The organism is Segetibacter koreensis DSM 18137 (assembly GCF_000374045.1).
GTDB classification, from domain to species: Bacteria; Bacteroidota; Bacteroidia; order Chitinophagales; family Chitinophagaceae; genus Segetibacter; species Segetibacter koreensis.
This window is the reverse complement of the sequence record NZ_KB893316.1, coordinates 40,390-66,000: the sequence shown is the minus strand read 5'-3', so window position 1 is coordinate 66,000 and position 25,611 is coordinate 40,390. Positions and strand designations below refer to the sequence as shown.

At 37.1% G+C, this 25,611-nt stretch carries 22 protein-coding genes; 12 read left to right on the top strand and 10 right to left on the bottom strand.

Annotation, left to right across the window (positions count from 1 at the left end):
• Positions 1 to 128 precede the first annotated feature (128 nt).
• Positions 129 to 884, top strand: a complete 756-nt coding sequence (locus B154_RS0104655; protein WP_018612160.1) for an MBL fold metallo-hydrolase — start codon at positions 129 to 131, stop codon at positions 882 to 884.
• Positions 885 to 994: 110 nt separating this feature from the next.
• On the opposite strand, the gene B154_RS0104650 is transcribed toward B154_RS0104655, so the two are convergent.
• Genes B154_RS0104650 through B154_RS0104640 form a run of 3 tightly spaced genes read right to left on the bottom strand, consistent with a single transcriptional unit; the run spans position 995 to position 4,691 of the window.
• A complete protein-coding gene (locus B154_RS0104650; protein WP_018612159.1) occupies positions 995 to 1,954 on the bottom strand; it encodes a nitrilase family protein in 960 nt (319 codons plus the stop codon).
• Between the two features lie 21 nt (positions 1,955 to 1,975).
• Positions 1,976 to 2,788 carry a sugar phosphate isomerase/epimerase family protein gene (locus B154_RS0104645; RefSeq protein ID WP_018612158.1) on the bottom strand — a complete coding sequence of 271 codons (813 nt, stop codon included), beginning with the start codon at positions 2,786 to 2,788 and terminating at the stop codon, positions 1,976 to 1,978.
• 13 nt (positions 2,789 to 2,801) lie between these two features.
• Entirely contained in the window at positions 2,802 to 4,691 is a 1,890-nt protein-coding gene (locus tag B154_RS0104640) for a chloride channel protein (protein ID WP_018612157.1), read from the bottom strand.
• Positions 4,692 to 4,963: 272 nt separating this feature from the next.
• Here B154_RS0104640 and B154_RS0104635 point away from each other — a divergent pair, with 272 nt between their 5' ends.
• From B154_RS0104635 to B154_RS27685, 4 genes are all read left to right on the top strand, one after another.
• Positions 4,964 to 6,001: an agmatinase family protein gene (locus tag B154_RS0104635; RefSeq protein WP_018612156.1), complete on the top strand. Its 1,038-nt coding sequence runs from the start codon at positions 4,964 to 4,966 to the stop codon at positions 5,999 to 6,001.
• Positions 6,002 to 6,004: 3 nt separating this feature from the next.
• Positions 6,005 to 6,586: a hypothetical protein gene (locus tag B154_RS30530; RefSeq protein ID WP_018612155.1), complete on the top strand. Its 582-nt coding sequence runs from the start codon at positions 6,005 to 6,007 to the stop codon at positions 6,584 to 6,586.
• Between the two features lie 265 nt (positions 6,587 to 6,851).
• On the top strand, positions 6,852 to 7,349 hold the full coding sequence (locus B154_RS0104625; protein WP_026259963.1) for a DinB family protein: 498 nt from the start codon (positions 6,852 to 6,854) through the stop codon (positions 7,347 to 7,349).
• A gap of 108 nt (positions 7,350 to 7,457) precedes the next feature.
• The gene (locus tag B154_RS27685) at positions 7,458 to 8,120 is read left to right on the top strand and encodes an NAD(P)H-binding protein (RefSeq protein ID WP_018612153.1); all 663 of its coding nucleotides are present in this window, start codon (positions 7,458 to 7,460) and stop codon (positions 8,118 to 8,120) included.
• A 1-nt stretch (position 8,121) separates the two neighbouring features.
• On the opposite strand, the gene B154_RS0104615 is transcribed toward B154_RS27685, so the two are convergent.
• Positions 8,122 to 8,853 (bottom strand): S1/P1 nuclease, encoded by a 732-nt coding sequence (locus tag B154_RS0104615; protein ID WP_211217458.1) that lies wholly within the window; start codon positions 8,851 to 8,853, stop codon positions 8,122 to 8,124.
• A 361-nt stretch (positions 8,854 to 9,214) separates the two neighbouring features.
• On the opposite strand from B154_RS0104615, the gene B154_RS0104610 reads away from it, so the two are divergent.
• The 6 genes from B154_RS0104610 to B154_RS0104585 all read left to right on the top strand — a co-directional run bounded on the left by B154_RS0104610 (position 9,215) and on the right by B154_RS0104585 (position 16,851).
• Positions 9,215 to 10,066, top strand: a complete 852-nt coding sequence (locus tag B154_RS0104610; RefSeq protein WP_018612151.1) for a hypothetical protein — start codon at positions 9,215 to 9,217, stop codon at positions 10,064 to 10,066.
• 102 nt (positions 10,067 to 10,168) lie between these two features.
• Complete coding sequence (gene murQ, locus B154_RS0104605; protein WP_018612150.1) at positions 10,169 to 10,984, top strand: N-acetylmuramic acid 6-phosphate etherase; 816 nt, start codon at positions 10,169 to 10,171, stop codon at positions 10,982 to 10,984.
• Positions 10,985 to 11,035: 51 nt separating this feature from the next.
• Positions 11,036 to 12,247, top strand: a complete 1,212-nt coding sequence (locus B154_RS0104600; RefSeq protein ID WP_018612149.1) for a T9SS type A sorting domain-containing protein — start codon at positions 11,036 to 11,038, stop codon at positions 12,245 to 12,247.
• 183 nt (positions 12,248 to 12,430) lie between these two features.
• Positions 12,431 to 13,039 carry a hypothetical protein gene (locus tag B154_RS0104595; protein WP_245542549.1) on the top strand — a complete coding sequence of 203 codons (609 nt, stop codon included), beginning with the start codon at positions 12,431 to 12,433 and terminating at the stop codon, positions 13,037 to 13,039.
• 314 nt (positions 13,040 to 13,353) lie between these two features.
• On the top strand, positions 13,354 to 14,625 hold the full coding sequence (locus tag B154_RS0104590; protein ID WP_018612147.1) for a DUF2130 domain-containing protein: 1,272 nt from the start codon (positions 13,354 to 13,356) through the stop codon (positions 14,623 to 14,625).
• Positions 14,626 to 14,811: 186 nt separating this feature from the next.
• A complete protein-coding gene (locus B154_RS0104585) occupies positions 14,812 to 16,851 on the top strand; it encodes a DUF5060 domain-containing protein (RefSeq protein ID WP_018612146.1) in 2,040 nt (679 codons plus the stop codon).
• A gap of 24 nt (positions 16,852 to 16,875) precedes the next feature.
• Here the strand turns inward: B154_RS0104585 and B154_RS0104580 are convergent, their stop codons facing one another.
• Positions 16,876 to 17,502 carry a 4'-phosphopantetheinyl transferase family protein gene (locus B154_RS0104580; RefSeq protein WP_018612145.1) on the bottom strand — a complete coding sequence of 209 codons (627 nt, stop codon included), beginning with the start codon at positions 17,500 to 17,502 and terminating at the stop codon, positions 16,876 to 16,878.
• Positions 17,503 to 17,751: 249 nt separating this feature from the next.
• Here B154_RS0104580 and treS point away from each other — a divergent pair, with 249 nt between their 5' ends.
• A complete protein-coding gene (gene treS / locus B154_RS0104575) occupies positions 17,752 to 21,063 on the top strand; it encodes a maltose alpha-D-glucosyltransferase (RefSeq protein WP_018612144.1) in 3,312 nt (1,103 codons plus the stop codon).
• A 111-nt stretch (positions 21,064 to 21,174) separates the two neighbouring features.
• On the opposite strand, the gene B154_RS27680 is transcribed toward treS, so the two are convergent.
• The 5 genes from B154_RS27680 to hisH all read right to left on the bottom strand — a co-directional run bounded on the left by B154_RS27680 (position 21,175) and on the right by hisH (position 25,587).
• Complete coding sequence (locus B154_RS27680) at positions 21,175 to 22,278, bottom strand: TlpA disulfide reductase family protein (protein WP_018612143.1); 1,104 nt, start codon at positions 22,276 to 22,278, stop codon at positions 21,175 to 21,177.
• A gap of 1 nt (position 22,279) precedes the next feature.
• Entirely contained in the window at positions 22,280 to 22,900 is a 621-nt protein-coding gene (gene hisIE / locus B154_RS0104565) for a bifunctional phosphoribosyl-AMP cyclohydrolase/phosphoribosyl-ATP diphosphatase HisIE (protein WP_018612142.1), read from the bottom strand.
• 133 nt (positions 22,901 to 23,033) lie between these two features.
• Positions 23,034 to 23,792 carry an imidazole glycerol phosphate synthase subunit HisF gene (hisF, locus tag B154_RS0104560; RefSeq protein WP_018612141.1) on the bottom strand — a complete coding sequence of 253 codons (759 nt, stop codon included), beginning with the start codon at positions 23,790 to 23,792 and terminating at the stop codon, positions 23,034 to 23,036.
• A gap of 20 nt (positions 23,793 to 23,812) precedes the next feature.
• On the bottom strand, positions 23,813 to 24,943 hold the full coding sequence (gene hisA / locus B154_RS0104555) for a 1-(5-phosphoribosyl)-5-[(5-phosphoribosylamino)methylideneamino]imidazole-4-carboxamide isomerase (protein WP_245542548.1): 1,131 nt from the start codon (positions 24,941 to 24,943) through the stop codon (positions 23,813 to 23,815).
• A 41-nt stretch (positions 24,944 to 24,984) separates the two neighbouring features.
• The gene (gene hisH, locus B154_RS0104550; RefSeq protein ID WP_018612139.1) at positions 24,985 to 25,587 is read right to left on the bottom strand and encodes an imidazole glycerol phosphate synthase subunit HisH; all 603 of its coding nucleotides are present in this window, start codon (positions 25,585 to 25,587) and stop codon (positions 24,985 to 24,987) included.
• Positions 25,588 to 25,611: the final 24 nt, after the last annotated feature.

The following is a 25,611-nucleotide window of genomic DNA, read 5'->3' as shown; positions in this document are numbered from 1 at the left end:
TATTTTAACTTCAATTAATGTAAACTAAGATTATGCCACCGATGGTGAGTAATAAAATCTGGGTTTCAAAATGAAGTGATTTTTTTAATTTTTAAAAACATATTTTAGTGTTATTAAAATTCAGTTGGATGAACCTTAAACTCATACTGGCCTTCTTTTTTTGCTTAACAATCGTGTTTGCTAAATCGCAGCCAGCGCAAGCGGACCATGAAAAGGTTGAAGGCGGAGAACTTACGATACAACCCATTACCCATGCTACACTTGTACTTAGTTACAATAAAAAGAATATTTATGTTGATCCCACCGGTGGAATTGATGCCTTTAAAGGGTTTGGTGCTCCTGACATAATTATGATCACTGATATCCACGGCGACCACTTCGATACTGCCACCATTGAAGCAATTAATAGTACGGATGCATTGCTGATAGTTCCGCAAGCTGTTGCCGATAAACTGCCGGCAACAGTTAATAAAGAAAAGGTTGTGATTTTAAAAAACGGGGATAAAACTTTGCCGGCAGGTATTTCAATTACGGCTATTCCAATGTATAACCTCCCGGAAGCACCTGATGCTCGTCATACTAAAGGGAGAGGAAACGGTTATATTCTTGGCATTGGCGGCAAGAACATTTATATCTCCGGTGACACCGAAGATATCCCTGAAATGCGCGCACTTAAAAATATAGACATTGCTTTTATTTGCATGAATTTGCCTTATACTATGGATGCAACGCAGGCTGCGCAAGGTGTACTTGCGTTTAAACCAAAAGTTGTGTACCCATACCACTACCGCGGCCAAGATGTAAACACTTTTAAAAGCCTTGTTAATGCCGGCGACAAAAACATTGAAGTTAGATTGCGAAATTGGTACCCAGGCAGCAAATAGATGCGATTGTTATTTGTGTTAGATTTGAAATGTATTTGACTTTATTATAATCACACCTTTATTGAAAAATAGAAAACATAACAGAGCCAAAATTCTTTTCATTCCTATTATCAATTTTCTCCATCTGCATTAAGCCAAACAACTTTTTGTACAGCCTCATGCGGTTGACCAATAATGTTTGCATACATTTCCGGACGTCTTGCTTTTTTATACCTGTATCCTCCGGCATTAACTAATTTTTCAGCGGTACAGGTGGCAATTACATAATCATCACCCAACCTGCGACATTCTGCAACAATATCACCATAAGGATCTATTATCATAGAACACCCGTTTTTTAACTGGTCATCATCCATACCAATAGGGTTTGAAAAGACGGCATAAATCGCATTGTCATAGGCCCGTGCAGGCAGCCACTTCATTAGCCACTCCCTACCCTTTAAACCGTCAAATTCTGCTCTTAGCGACGTCGGATCTGTCTCCCGGTTTTTCCATAAAAGGGGGTCAACAAAGCCTGCACCTGGTCGCGGCGAAGGAGTACACATGGTTACGTGGGGCATAAAAATAATATCGGCTCCCAATAGATTTGTTGCTCTTACATTTTCAATAATATTGTTGTCATAGCAAATAAGAATACCACACTTCCATCCCTTAATTTCAAATACGGTATATTCATTACCCGGTATCAGTTCAGGATGTATAAATGGGTGCAATTTTCTGTGTTTTGCTACCATTCCATTTTTATTGACACATACGTATGCCTTGTACATTTTATTTTCCTTGTCCTTTTCAAAAAGACCAGCTAATACAGTTATGTTATGCTCTCTTGCAATATCTGTCAAACGTTTTATGCTGTTTCCGTCGGGTATCAGCTCTGCTACGTCGAGCAATTGTTCTTTTGACAAGTGACGTGCAAATGTGTAACTTGTAATGGAACATTCATGAAAAGCAATTGCTTCAGCTCCATCTGCCGCTGCTTTCCGTGAGAGTTTTTCTATTACACTTAAGTTATATTCTTTATCTCCACTCCTATTTTCAAATTGGGCAGATGCTATTTTTATATTGTTCATTTTTGAAGAAAATGTATTACTTTATTTATACCTGTCTTTTAACAAATTCATCATATACATATTTACTTCCCATTGATCAACTACTGGCTGACGTGTATGAGGAAGCAGCAGCATATAGGGTGGTGCGCCAAATTCAGATGTAATTGTAAATTGGTCTTTATTATTTATTCGCTGCCTTTCAATTACCTGGTCCCACCAATTCAAATGAAATTGCAAGGCTTCCTGCCATTCGGGAGCACGAGGATCGGGCACTTGAGGACCTTCAGTATATCCAACACGGGAATGAAGATGATCTGTTCTTGACAAGGCAAGATTAACAGCATCAGCCTGGTCTTGCAAAAATGTTTCTGCTGTATTGCACCAATGTGAAATATCGAGGGTTATTCTTAAATCAGGAATCTGCTCTAAAAAAAATTTAGTAACGTGTGCAGCAAAGCTAAACTTACCTCTGTGCGTTTCATGAATAATTGAAACTCCTGTATTTTTTGCAATGTCACGGGCAATTGAAATAAGCTGCCCATTTTGCTGAAAGGAATAATAATCCTTTCCTGTTTGGGTATTTATAAACAAAGGTTTAGCATTTGCCAATGACTGAAGCCTTGTTTGATATTCTAAACAATGCTTTTCAAAATTGGGATCAACTGTCTCCCAATGCTGTGCAATAAACTGCAGATTATATTTAGAAAAGCCACTCAGTATTTCTTCCTGTTCCCTCTCAGAAAGTGGCAAACTACACTCTACACCATCGTACCCCGCTTCTTTTACATTCTGTAAAAAGGTATCCCAAGGTGTATGTTCCTGTCCCCAGCGAGGACAAAAAAATAATAGCTTCATTACTTTAAAGAATTTATGAATTTTTACCGGTTACTGCCGACATCAACTTTTGACCATGTACTAAAATTTTCAGGCTATTTCTTTTTAGTGAAATACTTTGATGCTTCTTATGATGTTCATCAATGCCTGACTTGTATGCGGAAATAATGTTTTTGTAAGTTAATATGCCGGTTATATTATTTTCTTTCGATACAACTGGTAAGACATCTATGTTTTCTTTCGCCATTATTTCCACTGCTTTTCTTAAACTGTTATCAACAGAAACAGAAATATTTTTTCGTTTGATAAGTGTTCCTACTAAGGCACTTTTATTATGGTGATTACTAAGTAAATTTGATGAGCTTATAATTCCCTGGTAAGCATTGTGATTATTTACAATTATAAAATAGTTGCTTTTATAGTTGCTTTCGTTTTCAAGCCATTCCTGTACCTCATAAATTCTATTTTCATCACTTAGTACCAATCCGTTTTCATCCAGCACCTCGCCAACGCTTACTTTCTCTAAAAGATCAGGCTCGTAGGAATGTGGTGTTTTTACTCCTCTTCGAGCAATTTTTTCTGTCATGATAGTATTTTTCATCAGAAAAAATGAAATAAAATAGGACGCAGTGCAAGATGCCAAAAGAGGCAGAAGAGCATTTGATTGTGAAGTTGTTTCTATGGCAAAAATGATAGAAGTTATTAACGCACGTGATGTTCCTGCAAACATTGCTGACATACCTACCATCGCTGCAAGTGGAAGTGTTACTCCTGACGCGGGGAAGAAATACATAATTGCGCTACCTAACAATATACCTGTGGCTCCGCCAATTGTAAGCAGTGGAGCTAATGTACCCCCTGATGTTCCGCTTCCGAGGGCTACAGCCCAGGAAACAAATTTTAAAAGACATAATGAAAGCACTATTTGTATAGGCATAGTACCGGAAAGAAGGTCAGTAATATTTTCATAACCCACGCCAAGAGTTCGTGGGGCAAAATAACCTATTGCGCCAACGGCCAGACCGCCAATGGCTGGCCACCACATCCAATGCACAGGAATTTTTTCGAAAGTATCTTCAATGAAATAGACAATTTTTGTCACAAACACAGACAGAAAGCCAATTAAAATGCCCATAATGCTATATGCAAAAAGTGCAGGGTTAGAGGGCATTTCTATCAGGTTTTTCATCTGAAAAACCGGCCCTTCCTCAAAGAGGAAATGATGGCCGGCGGCACCGGTTATACAAGCCAGCGCCACAGGAATAATGGAACGTGGTGAAAACTCAAACAGCAACAATTCTATAGCCAGGAATATTGCGGCAACTGGGCTTCCAAATATTGCGGACATGCCCGCCGTTGCACCCGCAGCTAACAATATTTTGCGTTCATTATGTGTAATTTTCAATAATTGTCCAAGTGTAGAACCCAGCGCTCCCCCTGTGGCAATAATAGGTCCCTCAGCACCAAACGGACCGCCAGTGCCAATAGCTATAGCAGATGAAATAGGTTTCAGGTAAGTGATAGTTGGTTTTATCTTACTTTGATTAGTTAAAATTTGTTCCATTGCTTCAGGAATGCCATGGCCGCGAATGGCTTTAGAACCAAATAAAGCCATTAAGCCGACCAAAATACCTCCTAACGCAGGAACCACAATCACAAACAACCCTAAGGTGTTATTTGCCGGACTTGAATGTTCAAAGGAAAAATTACCATAAAATGAAATGTTGGTAACCAAATTAATGAGATATACCAGTAATTTGGCAATTACACTAATTAACACCGCAACTACTATTGCCAATGCAGCAATTGTTAACAGCCTCTTCTTATCAGCGGTTACTTTTGGCTGAATATTTTCAGCTTCTAATGTAGGTTCTAAAGAAATTGAGATTGGAATTCCATTGTTTAAAATGTTAGTCTTTGTCATTTTTATATTGAGTTGTCAATTACAACAGGAATTTTACAAATATACGTCCTTCTATAACTTTTGTTTTTTATAAGATAATTCACGGCTCCCTATTTTAAAGATATAAGCACAACTTCTAACAATTTTGCCTTTTCGTGCCCGCTAATTTTGCCTATAAAACCCTCTATGGCTTCTCATTTTTGTTAAGATTGAAAGTGGCCTGTTATTATTAGTGTTCGTCAAATACTCAAATAGGCTAACTTGCACCGCTTTTAAAAAATATAAATAACAAGATGGATTTATCTAAGTTTGACCCGAGCGGCGCCGGGAATCCTAACAACAATATTTTTGGTCTGCCTTTTTCAGAAGAAGAATCGAAAGTTGTTTTATTGCCTGTACCATGGGAGGTGACTGTAAGTTGCGGAGCGGGAACTTCAAGAGCTGCAGACCAGATCTTCAAAGCGAGTTTGCAGGTAGACCTTTTTGATAGTGATGTAAAAGACGGCTGGAAAAATGGTTTTTTTATGAAACCAGTAGACCGGAAAATCTTATTAAAAAGTGATTATTTAAGAAAAGAAGCAGAATTATATATAGATTATATTTCAAAAGGCGATGAAGTAGCAGCTAATAAGTTTATGTGCAAAAGCCTTAAAGAAATAAATGAAGGAAGTATTTTTTTAAATGAGTGGGTCTACCAGCAAACTAAAGCATTGCTTGACCAGGAAAAGCATGTTGGACTGATCGGGGGTGATCATAGCACACCTTTCGGTTTTTTTAAAGCGATAGCAGAAAAATTCGGACATTTTGGAATTTTACAGATTGATGCACATTGCGATCTACGTGATTCTTATGAAGATTTTACCTATAGTCATGCCTCTGTTATGTACAACGCTTTACAGGAAATTCCTGAATTGAAAAAGCTGGTGCAGGTTGGCATACGGGATTACTCAGAAGACGAAGCCAAATTTATAACAGACAACCCCGATCGCGTTGTAACTTTTTTTGATAAAAACATAAAAGAAAGACAATACGAAGGCGAAACATGGAAAACAATCGTAAGTGAAATAACAGAAAAACTGCCGCAAAAGGTTTATATAAGTTTTGATGTAGATGGTCTGGACCCCAAATTATGCCCAAACACTGGTACTCCTGTTGCCGGTGGCTTTGAAGCAGAACAGGTAACTTATCTTTTCAAAAAAGTAATTGAAAGCGGCAGGCAAATTGTAGGTTTTGACTTAAATGAGGTAGGTGTTGGTGAAGGAGGCTTTGATGCGAACGTAGCTGCACGATTATTATTTAAATTATGTAACCTAATGGTTAAAGAAAAATAATTAATGGTTTACGATTTTCTTGTTACACTCAAAAAGCCGGACTACAAGGTTGTTGACCAGGTGAGCCAACTAATGTACATTTTTGCCTTGCTTGTTTTTGGTTTCTACTATTATCATTATCCAAAGAGCGGAGCAGGATATTTATATTTTGGTGTGGGGATATTACTCGCATGGATCTATACCATTATTAAAAAACGAAAAAACGGGCAGGCATATTTCCGGCTAGGATTATTAATTGCAGCTGTTGGCTGGTTTGTTGGCCCGCAAAGAAATATCTGGATGGCAATTCTATATGCTGTCGCCGCATTGTTGGAAAAACAGGTAAAATTTCCCCAGGAAATTGGTTTTTCTGAAAATGAAATTTCTTTCAATAGTTTTCCCCGTAAAGTTCTAAAGTGGGGTGAAATTAATAACACACTTATAAAAGACGGTTTGCTAACCATTGATTTTAAAAACAATATGCTTTTTCAGAAAGAAATTGAAGGATATGTAACCACGGACATTGAAAAAGAATTTAATGACTTCTGTCTTCGTTGCATTAATTCAGTTGCAAAAAAGAATGACGCAGACCGGTCCGCTTTGTAAACATGTAAAGGGATATAAAGTCAAAAACAGTATTGAGACTGTTTGAACTTATTGTAAATATTTCATAAAGCAAATACACGGCTTCTTTTTACTTCATGTAGTCCCTCAAACGGTAATAATCCAATCGAAAATTATCATCTCCCATACTTTCCTCTAAACGACAAGCTAAGAACAGATTTCGCTGAAAAAATACTTAATACCCTCACTGTAAGCCTACAAAATATAAATAATATCTCTTTCCTTTGTATTAATAAACCAAAAAAATATGCAAATCATTCCACTACTATTGAAAGAGATGGAGCAGGAAGCTGCTATCACAAGAAAAATGCTTGAACGTGTACCTGACGATAAATTTGACTGGAAACCGCATGAAAAAAGCATGACGCTGAAACAGTTAACGGTTCATATAGCAGAATTGCCATCGTGGGTAAAAATGGCGCTAACAACTTCAGAGCTGGATTTTTCAAAAATGGACTACACTCCTACCCCTGTCAGTAATACAGAGGAATTAATATCCGTTTTTGAAAAATCGTTAGCAGAAGGCAAAGCAGCTTTGAGTGAAGCTAAAGAAGAAGATTTATTACCAACCTGGACCTTAAGAAATGGCGAAAAAGTATTTAGTGTCATGACTAAGTATGAAGTAATACGACATTCCTTTGCGCAAACCACTCATCATCGTGCCCAGTTGGGCGTGTATCTCCGGTTGTTAAATATACCCATTCCGGGAAGTTATGGTCCCAGCGCCGATGAACCGAATTTTTAAGTTATCAAAACAAATTAATTTTTGTTATTGCTATATAAAAAGAGAAGTTGCTGTACAGCTTCTCTTTTTCATTAAGAACTATCAATTCTAACAATAAAATTTATTAATATGAAAAACATAATTATTGCTGGAAGTACAGGAATGATAGGAAATCTGATTCTACAAAATTGTCTTAAGCGTAACGATGTACAAAAGGTTACTTCTATAACGAGGCGGAGGTCACAAATAAATGATGTTAAACTGGTAGAAGTCCTTCATACAGATTTTCTAAATTATGATTCTGTAAATGAGTATTTTAAAAACCAGGACATATGTTTTTATTGCATAGGCGTTTATACGGGACAGGTACCAAGAAATGAATTTCGAAAAATAACTGTTGATTATACAAATGCGTTTGCAAAAGCTTTAAAAGAAAACAGTCCCGAAGCAACATTCTGTTTTCTTAGCGGGCAGGGTGCAGACCAGAGCGAAAAGAGCGTGATGATGTTTGCCAAAGATAAAGGCATAGCGGAAAACATTTTATTGAGTTATGATTTCCCTCATACCTATATATTTCGGCCTGGATATATTTACCCGGTCACACCAAGAAAAGAGCCGAATGTTACCTATAAAATTATGAGGGGAATTTATCCATTTCTAAATAGAGTATATCATAGCGGCGTAATAAACTCTGAAGAACTTTCAAATGCTATGGTCGATATTGGAATAAATAGTGGCAATAAAATAATCTATGAAAACAATGACATCAGGCAGCACAAAATTCAAACATGACTTACCCAAAAATTTGATTTAATAAACCAGCGAGATGCACTCCGCCTTTCAGCAATTGCTCGTTGAGTGTTTCTATATGTCTAAAATTGTACTGAAAGCTAAGCTTCTGCTCAGGTTGTTGCAATTCTTTACGCAATTGTTCACTTATACGATACGAATCAAACAACCAGTTGCTGATTGATTGCTTCTGCCAGGTCAATCTTTGTTTCACACTTGCATGATTAATTGCCGCAGCATATTCTGTATAGCTTAGTCTTTGAAATTCAATCAACTGCTCATCCCATACACGGTGAAGATTTGAAGGTTGACCAAACCACGAAACTTTTATTTCATTTCCACCTGCGTCGCCAGTACGAGCTGAATGCAAAGGCTGATGTACATCACCCGCAATATGTATAAGCAGCCGCAGGTACATTAGTTTTTCATTTTGTGAAAGCTTTTTATTTTTAAGCTTTCTGATAAGAAAATTAAGTTTTGTGTATGCATCAGTTGCAGTATCAGATTTTAAGTATGACTGCATTCTGGTATAATTTATTGCGCTATCGAAATCTATATAATGCCATGAGTTAAGGTACTTATAGGTAGTATCTGACTTTATAAAATCTGCCCAGTTACTCGCCATCGCAATAGATTCTGTTCCCAAAATCTGTTGAATTTCTTTTCTTGCCTTGGGTGTCAGGTAAGTACTTGCAATTTCGCCTACAATACGATGTCCCAACATTCCCCAAGCCATTGATTTGTAAGGCCCATAAAAAAAGGCCATAAATAAGAAAGCCAGCCTTAATACTCCTTTACATTTCATCAGTACTAATACTTAATTAGCTGTAAAAGTATAATTATCGTGTTCTATTATAGCTATTAAGTTTTTATGAACAGCACCTTTCCCGTAAAATGCTGTTTTTGAGCCAAAAAAATTAAATCTCTTTTTTCTTTTTATTTAAGTTATTACTTTGGTGCTTAAGTTATGGCAGCAAATGAAATTTTAAAGTACCTAATGAAGAAATAAGATGGTAAATAATTGATTTCGCATTGCCTTGTTCTTTATAATTTTTAAAAGAAAAGAAATAATCTTCCCGATTTTTCTACGTGTAAATATGCCAATACAATTAATTGCGGATAGTGGTGCTACAAAATGCGAATGGTGCGGTGTAAGTGATAGTGGAAAAAAGAAAACAATTTTTACCACTGGCATCAGTCCTTATTTTTTAAATGCAGCACAAATTGTTGAATTATTGCAAGAAGAGCTAATTCCCGGGTTACAAAATGCTGAAGTAAATAAAGTACATTTTTACGGCACAGGTCTTGGCAATCCGGGTAATGTAAAAATTATTTGCAAAGCATTGAAAAAATTGTTTCCTGATGCGGAAGTTAAGGCAGATACAGACCTGCTGGGAGCTGCGCGTGCACTATGTGGCAACGAAAAAGGAATTGCCTGCATATTAGGAACCGGATCAAATTCTTGTTATTACAACGGCAAAAAGATAATGAATAGCACTCCCAGCCTGGGATATATTTTAGGGGATGAAGGAAGCGGCGCCTCGCTGGGGAAAAAAGTCTTACAACACTATCTCTACAATACTTTTGACGAAGATTTAAAAGCACGCTTTGATGCGATGTTTGTAACAAATCAAATGGAAATTTTAGAAAATCTCTATAAAAAGCCTTTTCCCAACCGATATCTTGCCAGCTTCGCTATTTTTCTTTCAGATAACAGAGGCCATTATATGGTCGAAAACATATTGGAAGATGGTTTGAACGATTTCTTCTTCTATCATTTATATAAATATCGCGAAAGCTGGAAATTACCTATAAATTTTATTGGCAGTATTGCATTTGGATTCAAAGACGTACTGCAGGAATTATGCAACAGCCACCAGCTCGATTTAGGGCATGTTCTTAAGAACCCCATGGAAGGCCTGGTGAAATATCATACCGGTGTAGCATAAATTAAAAGAAATTAGTAATACGACGTTTGATGGTAATTTAAATTCGTTTGCTATCAAATAATTTAGAAGTTGTAAAAGCTTTTTTGGGAACTTTGGAGCTCTATGTCAGATTTTATAAAAATAACCGAACAACCATCAAAATACAGGCATTTGGAAAAAATGACTGTTAATGAAATACTTGAAAACATTAATCGCGAAGACAAAACGGTGCCAGCGGCTGTTGAAAAAGCAATTCCACAAATTGAAAAACTGGTAGCTGCAATAACAAATCAAATGCTTGCCGGGGGCAGACTATTTTATATTGGCGCGGGTACAAGTGGCCGCCTGGCTATTGTTGATGCAAGTGAGTGTCCACCCACTTATGGCATACCTTACGGACTGGTAATAGCATTGATTGCGGGAGGAGAAAAGGCAATAACCCAGGCAGTCGAATTTGCTGAAGACAACTCCGAACAAGGTTGGAACGATTTACAAAAACATTTTGTAAGTGACAAAGATGTAGTGATTGGCTTGGCAGCAAGTGGAACGACACCGTACGTGGTTGGAGCATTGCAAGAGTGCAAAAAAAGAGGTATCAAAACCGGTTGTATTGTCTGTAATCCCAGCAGTCCGGCCGCTTCTTTTTCAGATTTTCCGGTAGAGGTAATTGTTGGTCCGGAATTCGTTACAGGCAGCACACGTATGAAAAGCGGCACTGCTCAAAAGCTGGTACTTAATATGATATCAACAGCAGTAATGATACGGTTGGGAAGAGTCGAAGATAACAAAATGGTAAATATGCAATTAACTAATGCAAAGCTTATAGACCGTGGAGTTACAATGATTATGGAACAATTACACTTAAAAGATTATAATTCTGCAAAATCACTTTTACTGAAACATGGAAGTATAAAAAAGGCGGTTGAAAGCAGTAAATAATTTCCTTTTCTTATATTAAAGGCATAACTTAGTAGTATAAAAAACTACTATATGAAACAGAGAATTTTACCCTACCTGGCCATTGCAGCAGTTTTAATTTCATCTCATTCAATCGCACAAAAAAACACTGCGTTTGCCGTTACCGGTGAAAGTAAGGGAAACTTTACGTGGAACGTGATAAGGGAAATTGACCTGGCTACAGGCGAAGTAATTCGCACTGTTTATGATCCGTCTGTAAAAAAATCCGTAAATTATAAATTAACCTCTGGTCTCAATAAAGGAAACTCATTTCTAAGTTCGGCCACTGGTTCTGGCGTCGCGGCTGCAGCTTTTGATGCACTACACAACCGTCTATATTTTACCTGCATGCGATCAAACACCCTAATGTATTTTGACTTAGGTTCAAGTGATCTAAACGTTGTGATTGATGACAATCCTGCATTTAATACAGGCAATAAAGTTGACGAGGCAAACATAATTACCCGTATGGCTTTTGCATCTGACGGGGTAGGATATGCAATAACTAACGATGGAAAAAGCCTTATCCGTTTCACCACTGATCAAAAGCCTTCTGTAACAAACCTTAGTGAATTAATTGACGGTAAGAAAAACGGAACTATGAGCATACATGCTCAATGCAGCAGTTGGGGTGGAGATATGGTAGGCGACGCTTACGGGAATATGTACCTGGTCACTTACCGCAATCATATTTTCAAATTAAATCCTAAAACCCGAATTGCAGACTATCTTGGTCAGCTAAAAGGAGTCCCTCCTGAATTTACAAGTAATGGAATGGTGGTTAATAATAATGGTGAGTTGATCGTAAGCAGTGCTACCTTAAGCAATAATTATTATAAGGTAAACATTTCTACCCTGGAGGCTACTGCTATTAACAAGAACGAAAACGAAGTTTATAACAGTTCAGATTTGGCCAACAGCAACTTATTGTACCAGAAAAAAGGAGATGCAGACAAAATAGTATGGTCTGAAGTAAAAGGCAATGAGGCAGTAAGTGTTTATCCAAATCCTACTACAAATAGAACTTTTACCGTGAAATTTGACAAAGTGCCTGCAGGGAGATACAACCTGGTTTTGACAGATGCTTCAGGCAGAAATGTAATAACAAAACCATTGAATATTGCCCTTCCGGGACAAACAGAAAAAGTATCTCTACCTCGCACCTCAGCAGGCGGAATGTATTTGATAAAATTAACAGGTGGCAACAAAAAAGTCTTTTACAACGACAAGCTTATAGTTCAATAGCGTCAAACTGATGTTATAAAAAAGGGTCGCAAAAAGCGGCCTTTTTTTGTCTTATACAACTTTTGATAGAGTAATTTAAAAATTAAATGCATTAGTATTAGGTTAACTTTTCTGATGCCATTTGGTAATTTTTCACGTAATATTTATGCTTTAAATTTTTAATTATCTCATTTATCTTCGTATTTGCAATTAGTAAAAATTATAAAAGAAAGAGCCGGGGTCAGAGATATGCATGATATTGAACCTTTTTTTAACTGGAGGCATATGTACACCGCTGAAGAAGATGAAAAGTCTCCTTTCTTCGGTCGTACTTATAGTGAGTTTGAGTATTCACAGACTGTATACAATTATTATATACATCCGCAATGGGATGATTTTGGAAGCAAAACTTTATACCTCAAAGTATTGTACGTTGATTATTCAGAAAACTTTGCCGTAATTGAATTGATAGGAGAATGGAACGATGCTATTGAAAACGACATTATGACATTGAAGCGGGATGTTATAGATGATATGTTTTATGAACATATTACTAAATTCATTCTTATAACTGAAAATGTGCTTAATTTTCATAGCGGGGATAAAGATTACTACGAAGAGTGGTTTGAAGAAGTAACTGATGAAGGAGGCTGGATAGTTGCTTTAAACATGCCCGAACAAACTCAATATGATTTTAAACGCAAAAAGTTGAATTACTACATCGAGCTGATGAATATTCAAAACTGGAGGGTCTACAAGCCACAACATCTTTTTGACAAAATTGATGCAGATATCAGCAGAAGGATTGATTGATGCAATGATTTTTTAAGAGACAGGCACAAGAGGATGCTGCGAGGATCCACCTGAAAAAGCTGATTGGGTCGCAAACGAATAACATAGTTGGACTTCCGTTGCATCGCACATTTGTACTTTTCCACTTTTAATCAGCTTTACCATATCTTTTTATTCATTCATTTCCCTCGTTAAACGTTTCTTGTAGCTATTTCTTTTTTACTTGTTAACATAAATAAATAAGAAATAAACAATTCCTCTTTTTACTAAAAATTTTAGCTAAAACTTGCAATCTTTTGACGGATGATTAGTTACTTTAGCAAAAAAATCAGAAGATGGCGTTATCTATAAATTGTCCTAATTGCCAATACAAGTTTGAGCCCGGCGAAGCGTTTATGAAAGATTTTGAGACCCAGGCCAGGCAAAAAATGACAGCAGAGTGGCAAAAGATGAAAATGGAGGTGGATAAAGATAAGATCGCACTACAGCATCAAAAAGAGTTGCTCGCCAAACAACACGAACAGCAGGAGCAGGAAGTACAGCAAAGACTTTTACAGGAAAAGCAAAAATTGCAGCAGGAATTGCAGGAATCAATACAAAGGTCAGTAGCTTCGGACTATGAAATGAAAATGAAAATGCTGGAGCAATCGTGCGAGGAGAGCTCTGAGAAATTGAAAGAAGCCCGCAAAAAAGAACTGGATTATCTACAACGGGAACAAAAGCTAAAAGACAGGGAAGCCGAACTGGAGTTGGAACTGCAGCGCAAACTTTTGCAGCAAAGGTCGCAGTTAGCTGAGCAGATACGTTTGGAAGAGGCCCAAAAAAACTCGTTAAAAGAAACAGAGTTTCACATGCGTCTTGCAGAGTATGATAAGAAAATGAAAGACCAGGAAAAGCTAATAGATGAAATGAAGCGTAAAGCTGAGCAGGGGAGCATGCAAATGCAGGGCGAAGTACAGGAATTATTACTCGAAAATATTTTAAAATCTGGTTTTCCTTTTGATAAGGTAGTACCAGTTGGTAAAGGCGTACGTGGTGCAGATTGCGTTCAAATTATCTGCAATCCCTATGGCAACGAGTGCGGAAAGATAATTTATGAAAGCAAAAGGACAAAGGATTTCGGAAACGACTGGATTGATAAGTTAAAAGCCGATATGCGGTCGCAGGGAGCAGATATAGCGGTTATCGTTACCCAATCTTTGCCAAAAGACATGGAAAGATTTGGTGAAAGAGATGGAGTATATATATGTACATTCTCAGAAGTAAAAAGCCTTGCTACCGTTTTACGAACAAGCATTCTTAAAGTATTTGCACTTACTAAAAGTCAGGAAAACAGGGGCGATAAAATGCAAATGTTGTACGATTATCTTACCAGTAATGAATTTGCCGAACAATGGAGTGCCATTAGGGAAGGATTTATGAGCATGCGGCTAAGTATTCAAAGAGAGAGAGACACAATGGAAAAGCTTTGGAAAGCAAGAGAAAAGCAACTTGAAAAAGTTCTTTTAAACGCAGCTCACATTCGTGGTTCTATAGAAGGTATTGCAGGAGCAGATGCAGTAAACATGAGTCTGGTGGAAGAAAATGACAGTTATTTGCTGGATTAATACAAAGGAATATGATAAGCATTGTAGCGAAATAAGTACAGGAAATAATAAAACAAACAGCCTTTATGAAAAAGGCTGTTTGTTTTATTATAGGTAAGAATTTGGAATCATTATTTAAAAAGACACTTTTATATATTAAAATGAAATTTAAATTCTAAATTTATTACCTGTATTGATGAAATCAGGATGAAAAAATTAGACTCGTTGAACTGGCTATATATAATATTCATCCAGGTTATTGTATTCTTATTATCAGGCCAGTTGAAAACCTCCTTTAATCTTGTAAACCAAAATACGAAAAACAGCGTTGATCCGTTTAAAAACATACAAGTACTGCCAGCATCGCCTTATTTAAATTTTAAAACTAAAAATGATGCACCAAAATCTTCGAAACTACCTTTTCAGGCTACAAAAGATAGTGTAATTACTGCCCAAGCCAAAGCGGGGAAAATATCCGGGGAACTTAAAAAATGGCATCGCGTTACAATTACTTTTGATGGACCTTTTTCAAGCGAAACAAACTCTGTAAATCCTTTCCTCAATTATCGGCTTGACGTAACCTTCACCCATACTTCAGGAAAAAGCTATAAAGTACCGGGATATTTCGCAGCAGATGGAAATGCAGGAGAAACATCGGCAACATCCGGCAATAAGTGGAGAGTGCATTTCAGTCCCGATGAAACGGGAAGATGGACATATGTTGCTTCTTTTAGGAAAGGTAATAAGGTAGCGGTAAGTGATGATATAAATTCAGGAACTCCAATATCTTTAATTGACGGCGCTTCAGGCAGTTTTTCTATTTTATCCTCAAACAAAACAGGAAAAGATCTTAGAGCAAAAGGTCGTTTGCAATATGTTGGAGCAGCTTATTTGCAATTTGCAGAAACGGGAGAATATTTTAGAAAAGCAGGTTCTGATGCTCCTGAAAATTTTTTAGCGTATACAGACTTTGATAATACACCTGACAGCGGTGGAAGAAGAAAAACATGGGCTCCGCATATAAAAGATTGGAATAGTGGAGATACTACCTGGAAAAGTAAAAAAGGAAAAGGAATAATCGGAGCAGTAAATTATTTATCTGAGCAAGGCATGAATTCTTTTTCTTTTCTCACGTTAAATATAAATGGGGACGACAAAAACGTTTTTCCCTATATAACTCCTTCTGATCTTACAAGAATAGATATTTCTAAAATGGACCAATGGGAAATTGTATTTGAGCATTCGCAAAAAATGGGTATGTATCTCCATTTCAAACTACAGGAAACTGAAAGTAATAATTTATTGGATAAAGGAGAGCTGGGTATACAGAGAAAATTATATTGCAGAGAATTAATAGCACGCTTTGCACATCATCTTGCTTTAAACTGGAATATAGGTGAAGAAAACAGCCAGACTGACAAGCAAAGAAAGGACATGGCAAAGTACCTGCATGATCATGACCCCTATAATCACAATATTGTCATTCATACGTTTCCACGTAAACAGGAGGAAGTGTACAGGCCTTTATTAGGCAAAGCGTCTGATTTTACAGGAATTTCGATTCAGACCGATACTTCGAATGTTTATGCAGAAACCCGAAAATGGGTTGAAGCTTCTGCAAAAGCAGGAAAGAAATGGATTGTAGCAAACGACGAGCAAAATCCTGCAGATGTAGGAGTGGCAGCAGATCGTGAATATGCCGGAAATAGAGGTTCGGTTGCTGACAACTCAGATGCTATAAGGAAAAGTGTATTGTGGGGAAATTTTATGGCGGGAGGCGCCGGAGTAGAATACTACTTTGGTTATAAGACAGGGGAAACAGATTTGACCTGCCAGGATTTTCGAAGCCGCGCCAAGAGTTGGAGATATGCAAAATATGCACTTGAATTTTTCAAAACTTATCTTTCATCAATAGAACTAAAACCTTTAAATAATGTTTCAAACGGATGGAGTTTGGGAAAAGACAGTGAAGTATATGTAGTGTATTTAAAAAAAGGTGGAACTTCTAACATACACCTTCCTTTTAGTAATTATTCTTATTCTGTACAATGGTATAATCCGAGAGCAGGAGGACCCTTGCAAAATGGAAGTATAAAACATGTAAATTCCGGAACTGTATCAATTGGACATCCCCCTTCAGATTCTTCTTCAGATTGGACAGTTTTGATCAAAAGAATAAAGATGCGCAGTAATGCTCCAGCCTTTACCGTATCAAAATCTATTAAAAAAGGTAAATTAATCCTATAACACACCATCAATGTCTGTTTTATTTTATGAACCTACCCAAACTAAAGTCAATTCTTCCATTCGTCTGTAATTAAGAAGTAATTTTTGATGAAATCCGTTTTTCATAAATGCTGCATCTATTATACCATCTCTTTGTAATTCAAAAGGAAATGTTCTCATCATTTCACTAAAGTCGACCAATCCTTCACCATACCATTTATACATAGCTTCTTTTGCAGACCAAAGTATACTTAAAACGTCAATCTGTTTGCCAGGTAATTGTGAATTTACAAATCGCAATTCGTCGGGATGCAAAAACTTATGTTTTATTTTATGAAGTCTTGGGGTAGTAAATTCAACATCTACACCGACCCGGCAGTCACTGCTTACAATTGCTGCTGCGAATTTATTACAATGCGAAATGGAAAAATGATATTGCTCATTGGGTAAAAAAGGTTTTCGGGTGTCTGCAATTTCAATTTCTTTTGTTGGAAAGTCTTTAAATAAAAAAGGTAAAAGATACCTGCCGGCAAGATGTTGCAACCGTTTATTAGGATGAGTAATTTCTCTATGCAACGGTACTTTTGAAAGAAAAAACGTTTCCTGTTCTTCAATTTCCCAAATAGCTAGCTTTGTGGTCGGGCTGATATTTTTTTGATAAAAAAGAGGCACCTGGAAATTTAAAATTATTAATGCTTTGCAGATTTACGATTATTTGTCAAAACAATATAAAATCATTTTAGCCACTTTTCTACTTTTGAAGTTCTTTATTCTGCTTTTACAGCATTTCAAATAAAAATTATTTTAAATTCTTATTTTATTTACAACTATAATAATCCCATAAATCTCGGTTTATTAGGTTGATTTACATTGGCACGCAAATTATGCAGGTATAGACAATTAAAATTATAATTAGCAGTTATGGATATAAATACAACAATTGACGATAAACTTCATTGGTATAAAGACGCAATTATTTACGAACTGCATATAAAAGCATTTTGCGATGGCAACGGAGATGGAATAGGTGATTTCCAGGGATTGTTTCAAAAACTGGATTACCTGCAGGACTTGGGTGTTACAGCTATTTGGGTGCTTCCCTTTTACCCAAGCCCACTTAAAGACGATGGCTATGACATTGCCGATTACTATAGTATAAATTCGCGCTACGGTAATATAACTCAATTTAAACAGTTTTTAAATGAAGCTCATAAACGCAATCTTAAAGTAATAACCGAACTTGTCATTAATCACACTTCCGATCAGCATCCGTGGTTTCAGAGAGCGCGTACAGCGTCTAAAGGTTCTCCTGAGCGAGATTTTTATGTTTGGACGGATAATCCGGATCAATGGAAAGATGTTAGAATCATCTTTACCGATTACGAAGCAAGCAACTGGACGTGGGATCCGGTAGCACAGCAATATTACTGGCACAGGTTTTTCCATCACCAGCCCGATCTGAATTATGATAGTCCCCTGGTGCAGGAGGAAGTAATTAAAATACTTGATTATTGGTGTGGAATGGGCGTCGACGGATTTCGCCTTGATGCCGTGCCTTACCTGTTTGAACGTGAAGGCACAAATGGGGAAAATCTGCCTGAGACACATGCTTTTTTAAAAAAATTGAGAAAACATGTAGATGATAATTTTCCCGGTACCGTATTTCTTGCAGAGGCAAATATGTGGCCAGAAGATTCTGCGTCATACTTTGGTGATGGTGATGAATGTCATATGAACTACCATTTTCCTGTAATGCCAAGAATGTTTATGGCACTTCAGATGGAGGACCGCTACCCTATTACTGATATTTTTGAGCAGACCCCTGCTATCCCCGCCAATTGCCAATGGGCAATGTTTTTAAGAAACCATGATGAGTTAACACTTGAAATGGTGACTGACGAAGAACGTGATTACATGTACAAAGTGTATGCAAAAGATCCAAAGGCAAAAATTAATCTTGGCATTCGTCATCGGCTTGCGCCGCTTATGGGTAACAACCGCAGAAGGATCGAATTGATGAACTGTCTTTTATTTTCTATGCCGGGAACTCCTGTTATTTATTATGGCGATGAAATCGGAATGGGAGATAATTTTTACCTTGGTGACCGTGACGGAGTACGTACGCCCATGCAATGGTCTCCTGACAGAAACGCTGGCTTTTCAGCATCTAATCCTCAAAAACTTTACCTACCGGTTATATTAGACCCTGAATATCATTATGAAGCTGTAAATGTTGAAATGCAACGCGCCAATACATCTTCACTATTTTGGTTTATGAAACGCATGATAAACATTCGGAAGAGATTTAAAGCTTTTGGCAGAGGAGATTTGAAATTTATTCATGCCGACAATCCTAAGGTACTAGCGTTTACCAGGAAATATGAGGATGAAACGCTATTGGTAATTGTTAATTTATCAAAATATTCACTTGCAGCAGAAATTGATTTGTCTGCTTACAAAAATCACATTCCCGTAGAGGTTTTTAGTAAGAATAGGTTTCCCGTAGTTAAAGACAGCCCTTATTTTTTTACACTTGGAGCCTATGCATATGAATGGTTTGAACTGGAAAATGTAAATACTAAAGCTCAAACCCTGGAGGCCCTCCCTACAATTAGAATTGAAACGTGGGATGAAATTTTGAAAGAGAGCACTTTGGAAGAAATACAAAATAATCTGGCTAGTTATTTAATAAAAACTGATTGGTTCATAAATAAAGAACGCAGTATTCAAAGCATTGTAATTACCAATCATGCCACTATTCCAACAAGGGAGGAGAAAGTCGTTTTAATACTTGTCGAAGTTCAATTTGAAGGTAGCTTACCTGAGTCTTATCAATTGCCACTGACTTTTGCAAAAGAAGATTTGGCTTTAAAAATGAAAGAAACTTGTCCCGAGGCGATAGTTGCAAAATTGAAAATAGGAGGTGAGGAAGCTATTCTAATTGACGCCTTATTTAGTGCTAATTTTCAAAATGACCTTATTCAAAAAATGGCGGCTAATGATGTTATTCCTTTAGAGGAGAGCTCAATAGAATTTTACGGCATCAGTCAGTTAAAAAATCAATTACAGCAACAACCGGATGTGAAATCGAAAATACACACTGAAGACGGTTTTACCTCAATTAATTACGACAATGGTTTTTTCATAAAAGTGTATAGAAAGATTGATCCTACAACAAACCCCGATGTTGAGATTACCAGGTTTCTTACAGAAAAAGCTCAATTTGAACATGTTCCCGCCTTCTGCGGTGCTATAGAGTGGAAGTTTCAAAACGATACCATAGCTCTCGGAATGCTGCAGTTATTGAAAGAAAACCACGGCGATGCTTATAGCTTTATGCTAACACGGATAGGTAATTATATTGAAAGAATTCTTGCAGCCCCAGATAAAGGCGAACTTTTTACATTAGCAAAACCAGGCAGCCTTACAAACCCTGTATCTTTTGATGAATTGCCGGAAGAGTTACAAACCTTATTAGGCCCCACTGCAAGTGAACAGGTAAGAGCCATAGGTGTACGAACAGGACAAATGCATCTTGCTCTCGCTTCAGAAAAAAGAGTAAAAGACTTTGCGCCTGAGGATTTTTCGCTCCACTACCAACGATCGTTATTTTCATCTATGCAATCACTTGTCAGACAAACGTTTCAAATAAAAAAAGAAAAAATTGAAAAGCTTCCGGATAACGTAAGAATAGATTTGGAAGAAGTTCTAGCCAGAAGAGATGATGTGCTGAAAATCTTTAAGAGAATATATGTCAAGAAACTGGATGTGATTAAAACAAGGATTCATGGTAATTACAATCTAGGCCAAGTGCTATTTACCGGAAAGGACATAGTGATAAATGATTTCGGCGGCGATCCTGTAAGAAGCTTTAGTGACAGAAGATTAAAACGCTCTCCACTGCGAGACGTGGCGGGAATGATGCGCTCGATCAGGTATGTGGCTAATGAAGGTTTTATGAAAACAAGCCAGGTGCCTAAAGAAGACATACAAGGTCTTCTTCCTTTTGCAGACGTGTGGGCTTTGTATATGAGGGGATTTTTTCTAAGGGCGTATCTTGAAACAGTGAAGGGAAGTGCATTTATTCCAAAAGATGAGGATGATCTTCAAATGATGCTGGAAACTTATTTGCTTGAAAGAGTAATGCTCGACCTTAACTATGAGTTGAATCACCGACCTGATTGGGTGAGAGTGCCGCTAAGGGTATTAAAGGCAATGCTGGATAGAATGTAAATCAACTTGTGTATGGGCAGCAGTAGTTACAAAATGCTGCCCATAGTACAAAAAGCTTGAACGAGATGCGACGCAACGATCAGCTGCCGGCAAATCAAACCATTAATCAAATTATTTGTTCAGGAGCTTTCCCAGTGTCTCTGACAATGCTTCACCCCGTAAATCACGCGCAATTATTTTTCCACTTGGGTCTATTAACATATTTGCAGGAATGCTCTGAATATGGTACAACTGGGCAACTTCGTTTTGCCAGTATTTTAAATCACTTACATGTGTCCAGGTAAGATTATCGGCAAGTATGGCTTGTTTCCATTTGTCCTTATTTTGATCAAGGGAAACGCTTAAAATAGTAAAGTTTTTGTCTTTATACTGATTGTAAGCAGCAACCACCGCAGGATTCTCATGACGACAAGGTCCGCACCAGCTTGCCCAAAAATCTACCAAAACATATTTTCCTTTAAAGGATGAAAGAGAAACAGGGTTATTTGCGGTGTCATTCTGAGTGAAATCAATAGCCTGGGTACCCTCCATTCCGATTTTGGAAGATGCAAGTAGCTTAGCTATTTCCCGTCCATAAAAAGTCTCTTTCGCGGCTGGCAGCAAAGCAGAATACCGGTTTTCAAGACCATTTACATTATTATCAACCGGGCTGGTAACATATATAATAAAAGGTGTTACCGGTGATGCAGGTTTAGCTTTTACAAACAAATCAACCTGCTCAAGTACTTTTTGCTTATTCTTTTCAAAAATGTTGATCAAAGAATCTCTCTTACGACTTTCAGGAGTTTTATTAATTACGCCAGCTAAATTTGCCAGCCTGTCTTTCAGTGCATTAAACTTCAATGTATAAGATTGATAATCGTTTTGTGCCGTCGAACCGGTAAAGACAAGTTTTTTAAGTGTTTTTACGTCGCCTGTTACGTTTATTTTAGCAGGAGTCAAAAACACATCTGGCTGATCAGGAAAACCTATAAAGTTTAACTGGTAAATATCTCCGTCCACAACTTTTCCAAACAGGTTAAACTTACCTTTCTGGGCATAAGTTGTAGCAAGAACATCTGAAGGCTGTCCGGGACGGGCAAGAAAAACCATTGTGCTGTCAGGTAAGCCTTTTATATTTCCGGTTATAGAAAAATCACCTTTAATTGTAGAATCATTTACATTCTGAGCTATAGAAAAAAAGGGAAACAATAAAAGTGGCAATAATTTCTTCATATTACTTCGAGTGGCGTTTCTGCAAAATACTAATAACATTCTGCAATTTATAGCCTTTTGCGTTAAGTAAAATCAAATAATGAAAGAGCAAATCTGCTGATTCATTTAAAAACAAATCCTCATTACTATCTTTTGCCTCTATCACAACTTCCACCGCTTCCTCGCCTACTTTCTGAGCAATTTTATTAATGCCTTTTGAAAAAAGTGAAGCGACATAAGAATCAGATGCTTTAAGCGTTTTCCTTTGTTCTATAACACTTTCCAAATAATTTAAAAAATTGTCGGATTGGTTAATTTCATTAAAACACGTATCTGCCCCTGTATGGCAAACAGGCCCGACAGGGTTAGCTTTTATAAGAATAGTATCATTATCGCAATCAAGCAGCAAGGTTTTCAGTAACAAAAAGTTTCCACTCTCCTCTCCTTTCGTCCAAAGCCTTTTTTTAGTGCGGCTATAAAAAGTCACCTTGCCAATCTCCTTAGTCTTAGTTAATGCTTCCTCATTCATAAATCCAAGCATCAATACTTTATTCGTTACATCATCCTGCACAACCGCAGGAACAAGTCCATCACTGTATTTTGAAAAATCTATATTCACTGATTTATTTTTTGTAGTCGCCATTTGTAATTCTATTGTAACATCCGTTGCGTCGCACTCTTGTGCTGTATTTCTTTACTCCGCTTCTTTAAAAAAAAGAAAAAAAGCACTTATAAAAAGTAATAATCTTCACACCCGCAGAGTTCAACAGGAAAACCTACAACCTAACTGCAATTCCCTTCTCCCGCAAGTATCTTTTCAAGTCAGGAATTGAAATTTCTTTAAAATGAAAAATGCTGGCAGCCAACGCTGCATCGGCTTTTCCCTGTTCAAAAACATCTGTAAAGTGTTCCATTGTTCCACCGCCGCCAGATGCAATTATAGGAACGGGCAAATTGACAGAAAGCTTTTTCGTAATATCTAAGGCAAAACCTTTTTTTGTTCCATCATTATTCATTGATGTTAATAAGATTTCACCTGCGCCTCTGTCAACAGCCTCTTTTGCCCAATCAAAACATTTGGTTTCTGTTTTCGTTCTTCCCCCATTTAAGTAAACATACCATTCGCCATCTTCTTCCTGTTTTGTATCAATTGCCAAGACCACACATTGTGAGCCGAATTCTTTTGAAAGTTCATTTAACATTGAAGGGTTTTTAAAAGCGGCGGTATTTACTGAAATTTTATCAGCGCCATTTGCTAACAAGACGCTTACATCTTCAACACTACCAATTCCTCCACCCACAGTGAACGGAATATTTATTTTATGGGCAATGCGATTAACAAGTTCACTTAAAGTTTTACGCTTTTCAACTGTAGCGGTAATATCAAGAAACACCAGTTCATCTGCCCCTTGTTGTGCATACAATGCACCTAATTCTACAGGGTCACCAGCATCGCGAATATTTTCGAAATTGATGCCTTTTACGGTTCGCCCGTCTTTAATATCTAAACAAGGTATTATTCTCTTTGTCAGCATGTTTTATCTTATTACAGCAGCTATTTAAATTGTTTCAACTCTAACAACGATATTTTATTTTCATAAATAGCTTTTCCAATTATGACTCCCTTACATCCAATTTTCTGTAACTGTTCAACATCTTTTAGTGAACTTACTCCACCACTTGCAATAAAATGAAGCTCAGGAAATTTGGAAATAATGTTTTTATATAAATCTAAAGAGGGCCCTTCCAACTTTCCGTCTTTGCTTACGTCGGTGCAAAATATTTGTTGAACTCCTTTATTAATATATTTTTCAATAAAATCGTAAATCCAGATATCAGTCGTTTCAAGCCAGCCTGCTATTGCTATTTTTTCATCTTTTACGTCAGCGCCTAAAATAAATTTATCGGCTCCAAATCTTTGCAACCAGCTTTTAAACGCTGTTTCATCTTTTACTGCTATACTGCCAACAGTGGCATAAGCAGCACCAGATTCAAAGACTATGTTTACATCTTTTTCTGTTTTTATTCCACCACCAAAATCAATTGTCAATTTTGTTTTTGCGGCAATTGATTCAAGCACTTTCCAGTTTTTGACTGCGCCTGCTTTAGCACCATCCAAATCAACTAAATGCAATCGAGTTAGTCCGGCATCTTCAAATTGTTTGGCAACTTCTAAGGGGTGCTCGTTGTAAATTGTTTTTTGAGAATAATCTCCTTGCGTTAACCGAACACATTTTCCTTCAATAATATCAATTGCAGGAATTATTTGAAGCCCCCCCGCCCCTGAAGGGGAGCTGGTAACACCAGAGCTTTTTTGTTTAGCTGTATTCAACGCGATTTTTATTTTTTCTATTACGGCTGGTAAATCTTTAAATAATTCTCTATTATCAAAACGTACAATTGTAATTCCTAGTTCTTTCAAATGCGCTTCTCGTATTGCATCGCTTCTTTTAACTTCTTCTAAAGCATGAATACTACCATCTAATTCTATACATAGCTTAAGTTCATGGCAATAAAAATCAAGTACATATGAAGCAGCAGGATGCTGTCTTCTAAACTTCACACCTAACTGTCCTCCCTTCAAATAATTCCACAATAAATCTTCGGCTGGCGTAACATTATTTCGCAATTCTTCTGCTTTCTCAAATATCAAATTACTCGCTCCGTAAAACATCTCTTTTTTCACTTCCTTAGTTTTAAATTTTTTTTAACTTCTCCCTCCTGCCTTTAGGGGCGGGGCTCCAGGTTTATAAAATTTTTAAGAATTTGTTCGCCTGCTTCAGCACTCTTTTCTGTGTGAAATTGCACTCCGTAAAAATTGTTTTTATTTAATGCTGAACTGAAAGGTTTAGTGTAATCGGTTGTGGCAATTGTATGATTACCAAGGGAAGCATAATAACTGTGTACGAAATAACAGTAACTGTTCTCACCTACATTCTCCATCAAAGGCGACGTTAAATTATAGATATTGTTCCAACCCATCTGTGGAACCTTTAAGTCAGTACCTGCACTATCGAAACGTAATACCCTTTCTTCAAATATGCCAAAACATTGTGTGTCATTCTCTTCGCTATAAGCACACATTAGCTGCATGCCAAGACAAACGCCCAAAACAGGTTGCTTTAACTCTTTAATTACCTTATCAAGGTTTCTTGCCTTTAAATATTCCATAGCGGTGCTTGCTTCGCCAACTCCGGGAAATATTACTTTATCAGCAGATCGCAGCTTTTCAATGTCATCTGTAACCTCTGCCTGCACGCCAATTCTCTCTAATGCAAAAAGCACTGATTGAATATTGCCTGCATTGTATTTTACTATTTTGAGATTCATTGTTTTCTAAGTTTTTTCCATCAG

Coding starts and splice junctions, on each gene's coding strand:
- B154_RS0104655 (WP_018612160.1), top strand. CDS start 129: ATGAACCTTAAACTCATACTGGCCTTCTTTTTTTGCTTAACAATCGTG.
- B154_RS0104650 (WP_018612159.1), bottom strand. CDS start 1,954: ATGAACAATATAAAAATAGCATCTGCCCAATTTGAAAATAGGAGTGGA.
- B154_RS0104645 (WP_018612158.1), bottom strand. CDS start 2,788: ATGAAGCTATTATTTTTTTGTCCTCGCTGGGGACAGGAACATACACCT.
- B154_RS0104640 (WP_018612157.1), bottom strand. CDS start 4,691: ATGACAAAGACTAACATTTTAAACAATGGAATTCCAATCTCAATTTCT.
- B154_RS0104635 (WP_018612156.1), top strand. CDS start 4,964: ATGGATTTATCTAAGTTTGACCCGAGCGGCGCCGGGAATCCTAACAAC.
- B154_RS30530 (WP_018612155.1), top strand. CDS start 6,005: ATGGTTTACGATTTTCTTGTTACACTCAAAAAGCCGGACTACAAGGTT.
- B154_RS0104625 (WP_026259963.1), top strand. CDS start 6,852: ATGCAAATCATTCCACTACTATTGAAAGAGATGGAGCAGGAAGCTGCT.
- B154_RS27685 (WP_018612153.1), top strand. CDS start 7,458: ATGAAAAACATAATTATTGCTGGAAGTACAGGAATGATAGGAAATCTG.
- B154_RS0104615 (WP_211217458.1), bottom strand. CDS start 8,853: ATGGCTTGGGGAATGTTGGGACATCGTATTGTAGGCGAAATTGCAAGT.
- B154_RS0104610 (WP_018612151.1), top strand. CDS start 9,215: ATGCCAATACAATTAATTGCGGATAGTGGTGCTACAAAATGCGAATGG.
- murQ (WP_018612150.1), top strand. CDS start 10,169: ATGTCAGATTTTATAAAAATAACCGAACAACCATCAAAATACAGGCAT.
- B154_RS0104600 (WP_018612149.1), top strand. CDS start 11,036: ATGAAACAGAGAATTTTACCCTACCTGGCCATTGCAGCAGTTTTAATT.
- B154_RS0104590 (WP_018612147.1), top strand. CDS start 13,354: ATGGCGTTATCTATAAATTGTCCTAATTGCCAATACAAGTTTGAGCCC.
- B154_RS0104585 (WP_018612146.1), top strand. CDS start 14,812: ATGAAAAAATTAGACTCGTTGAACTGGCTATATATAATATTCATCCAG.
- treS (WP_018612144.1), top strand. CDS start 17,752: ATGGATATAAATACAACAATTGACGATAAACTTCATTGGTATAAAGAC.
- B154_RS27680 (WP_018612143.1), bottom strand. CDS start 22,278: ATGAAGAAATTATTGCCACTTTTATTGTTTCCCTTTTTTTCTATAGCT.
- hisIE (WP_018612142.1), bottom strand. CDS start 22,900: ATGGCGACTACAAAAAATAAATCAGTGAATATAGATTTTTCAAAATAC.
- hisF (WP_018612141.1), bottom strand. CDS start 23,792: ATGCTGACAAAGAGAATAATACCTTGTTTAGATATTAAAGACGGGCGA.
- hisH (WP_018612139.1), bottom strand. CDS start 25,587: ATGAATCTCAAAATAGTAAAATACAATGCAGGCAATATTCAATCAGTG.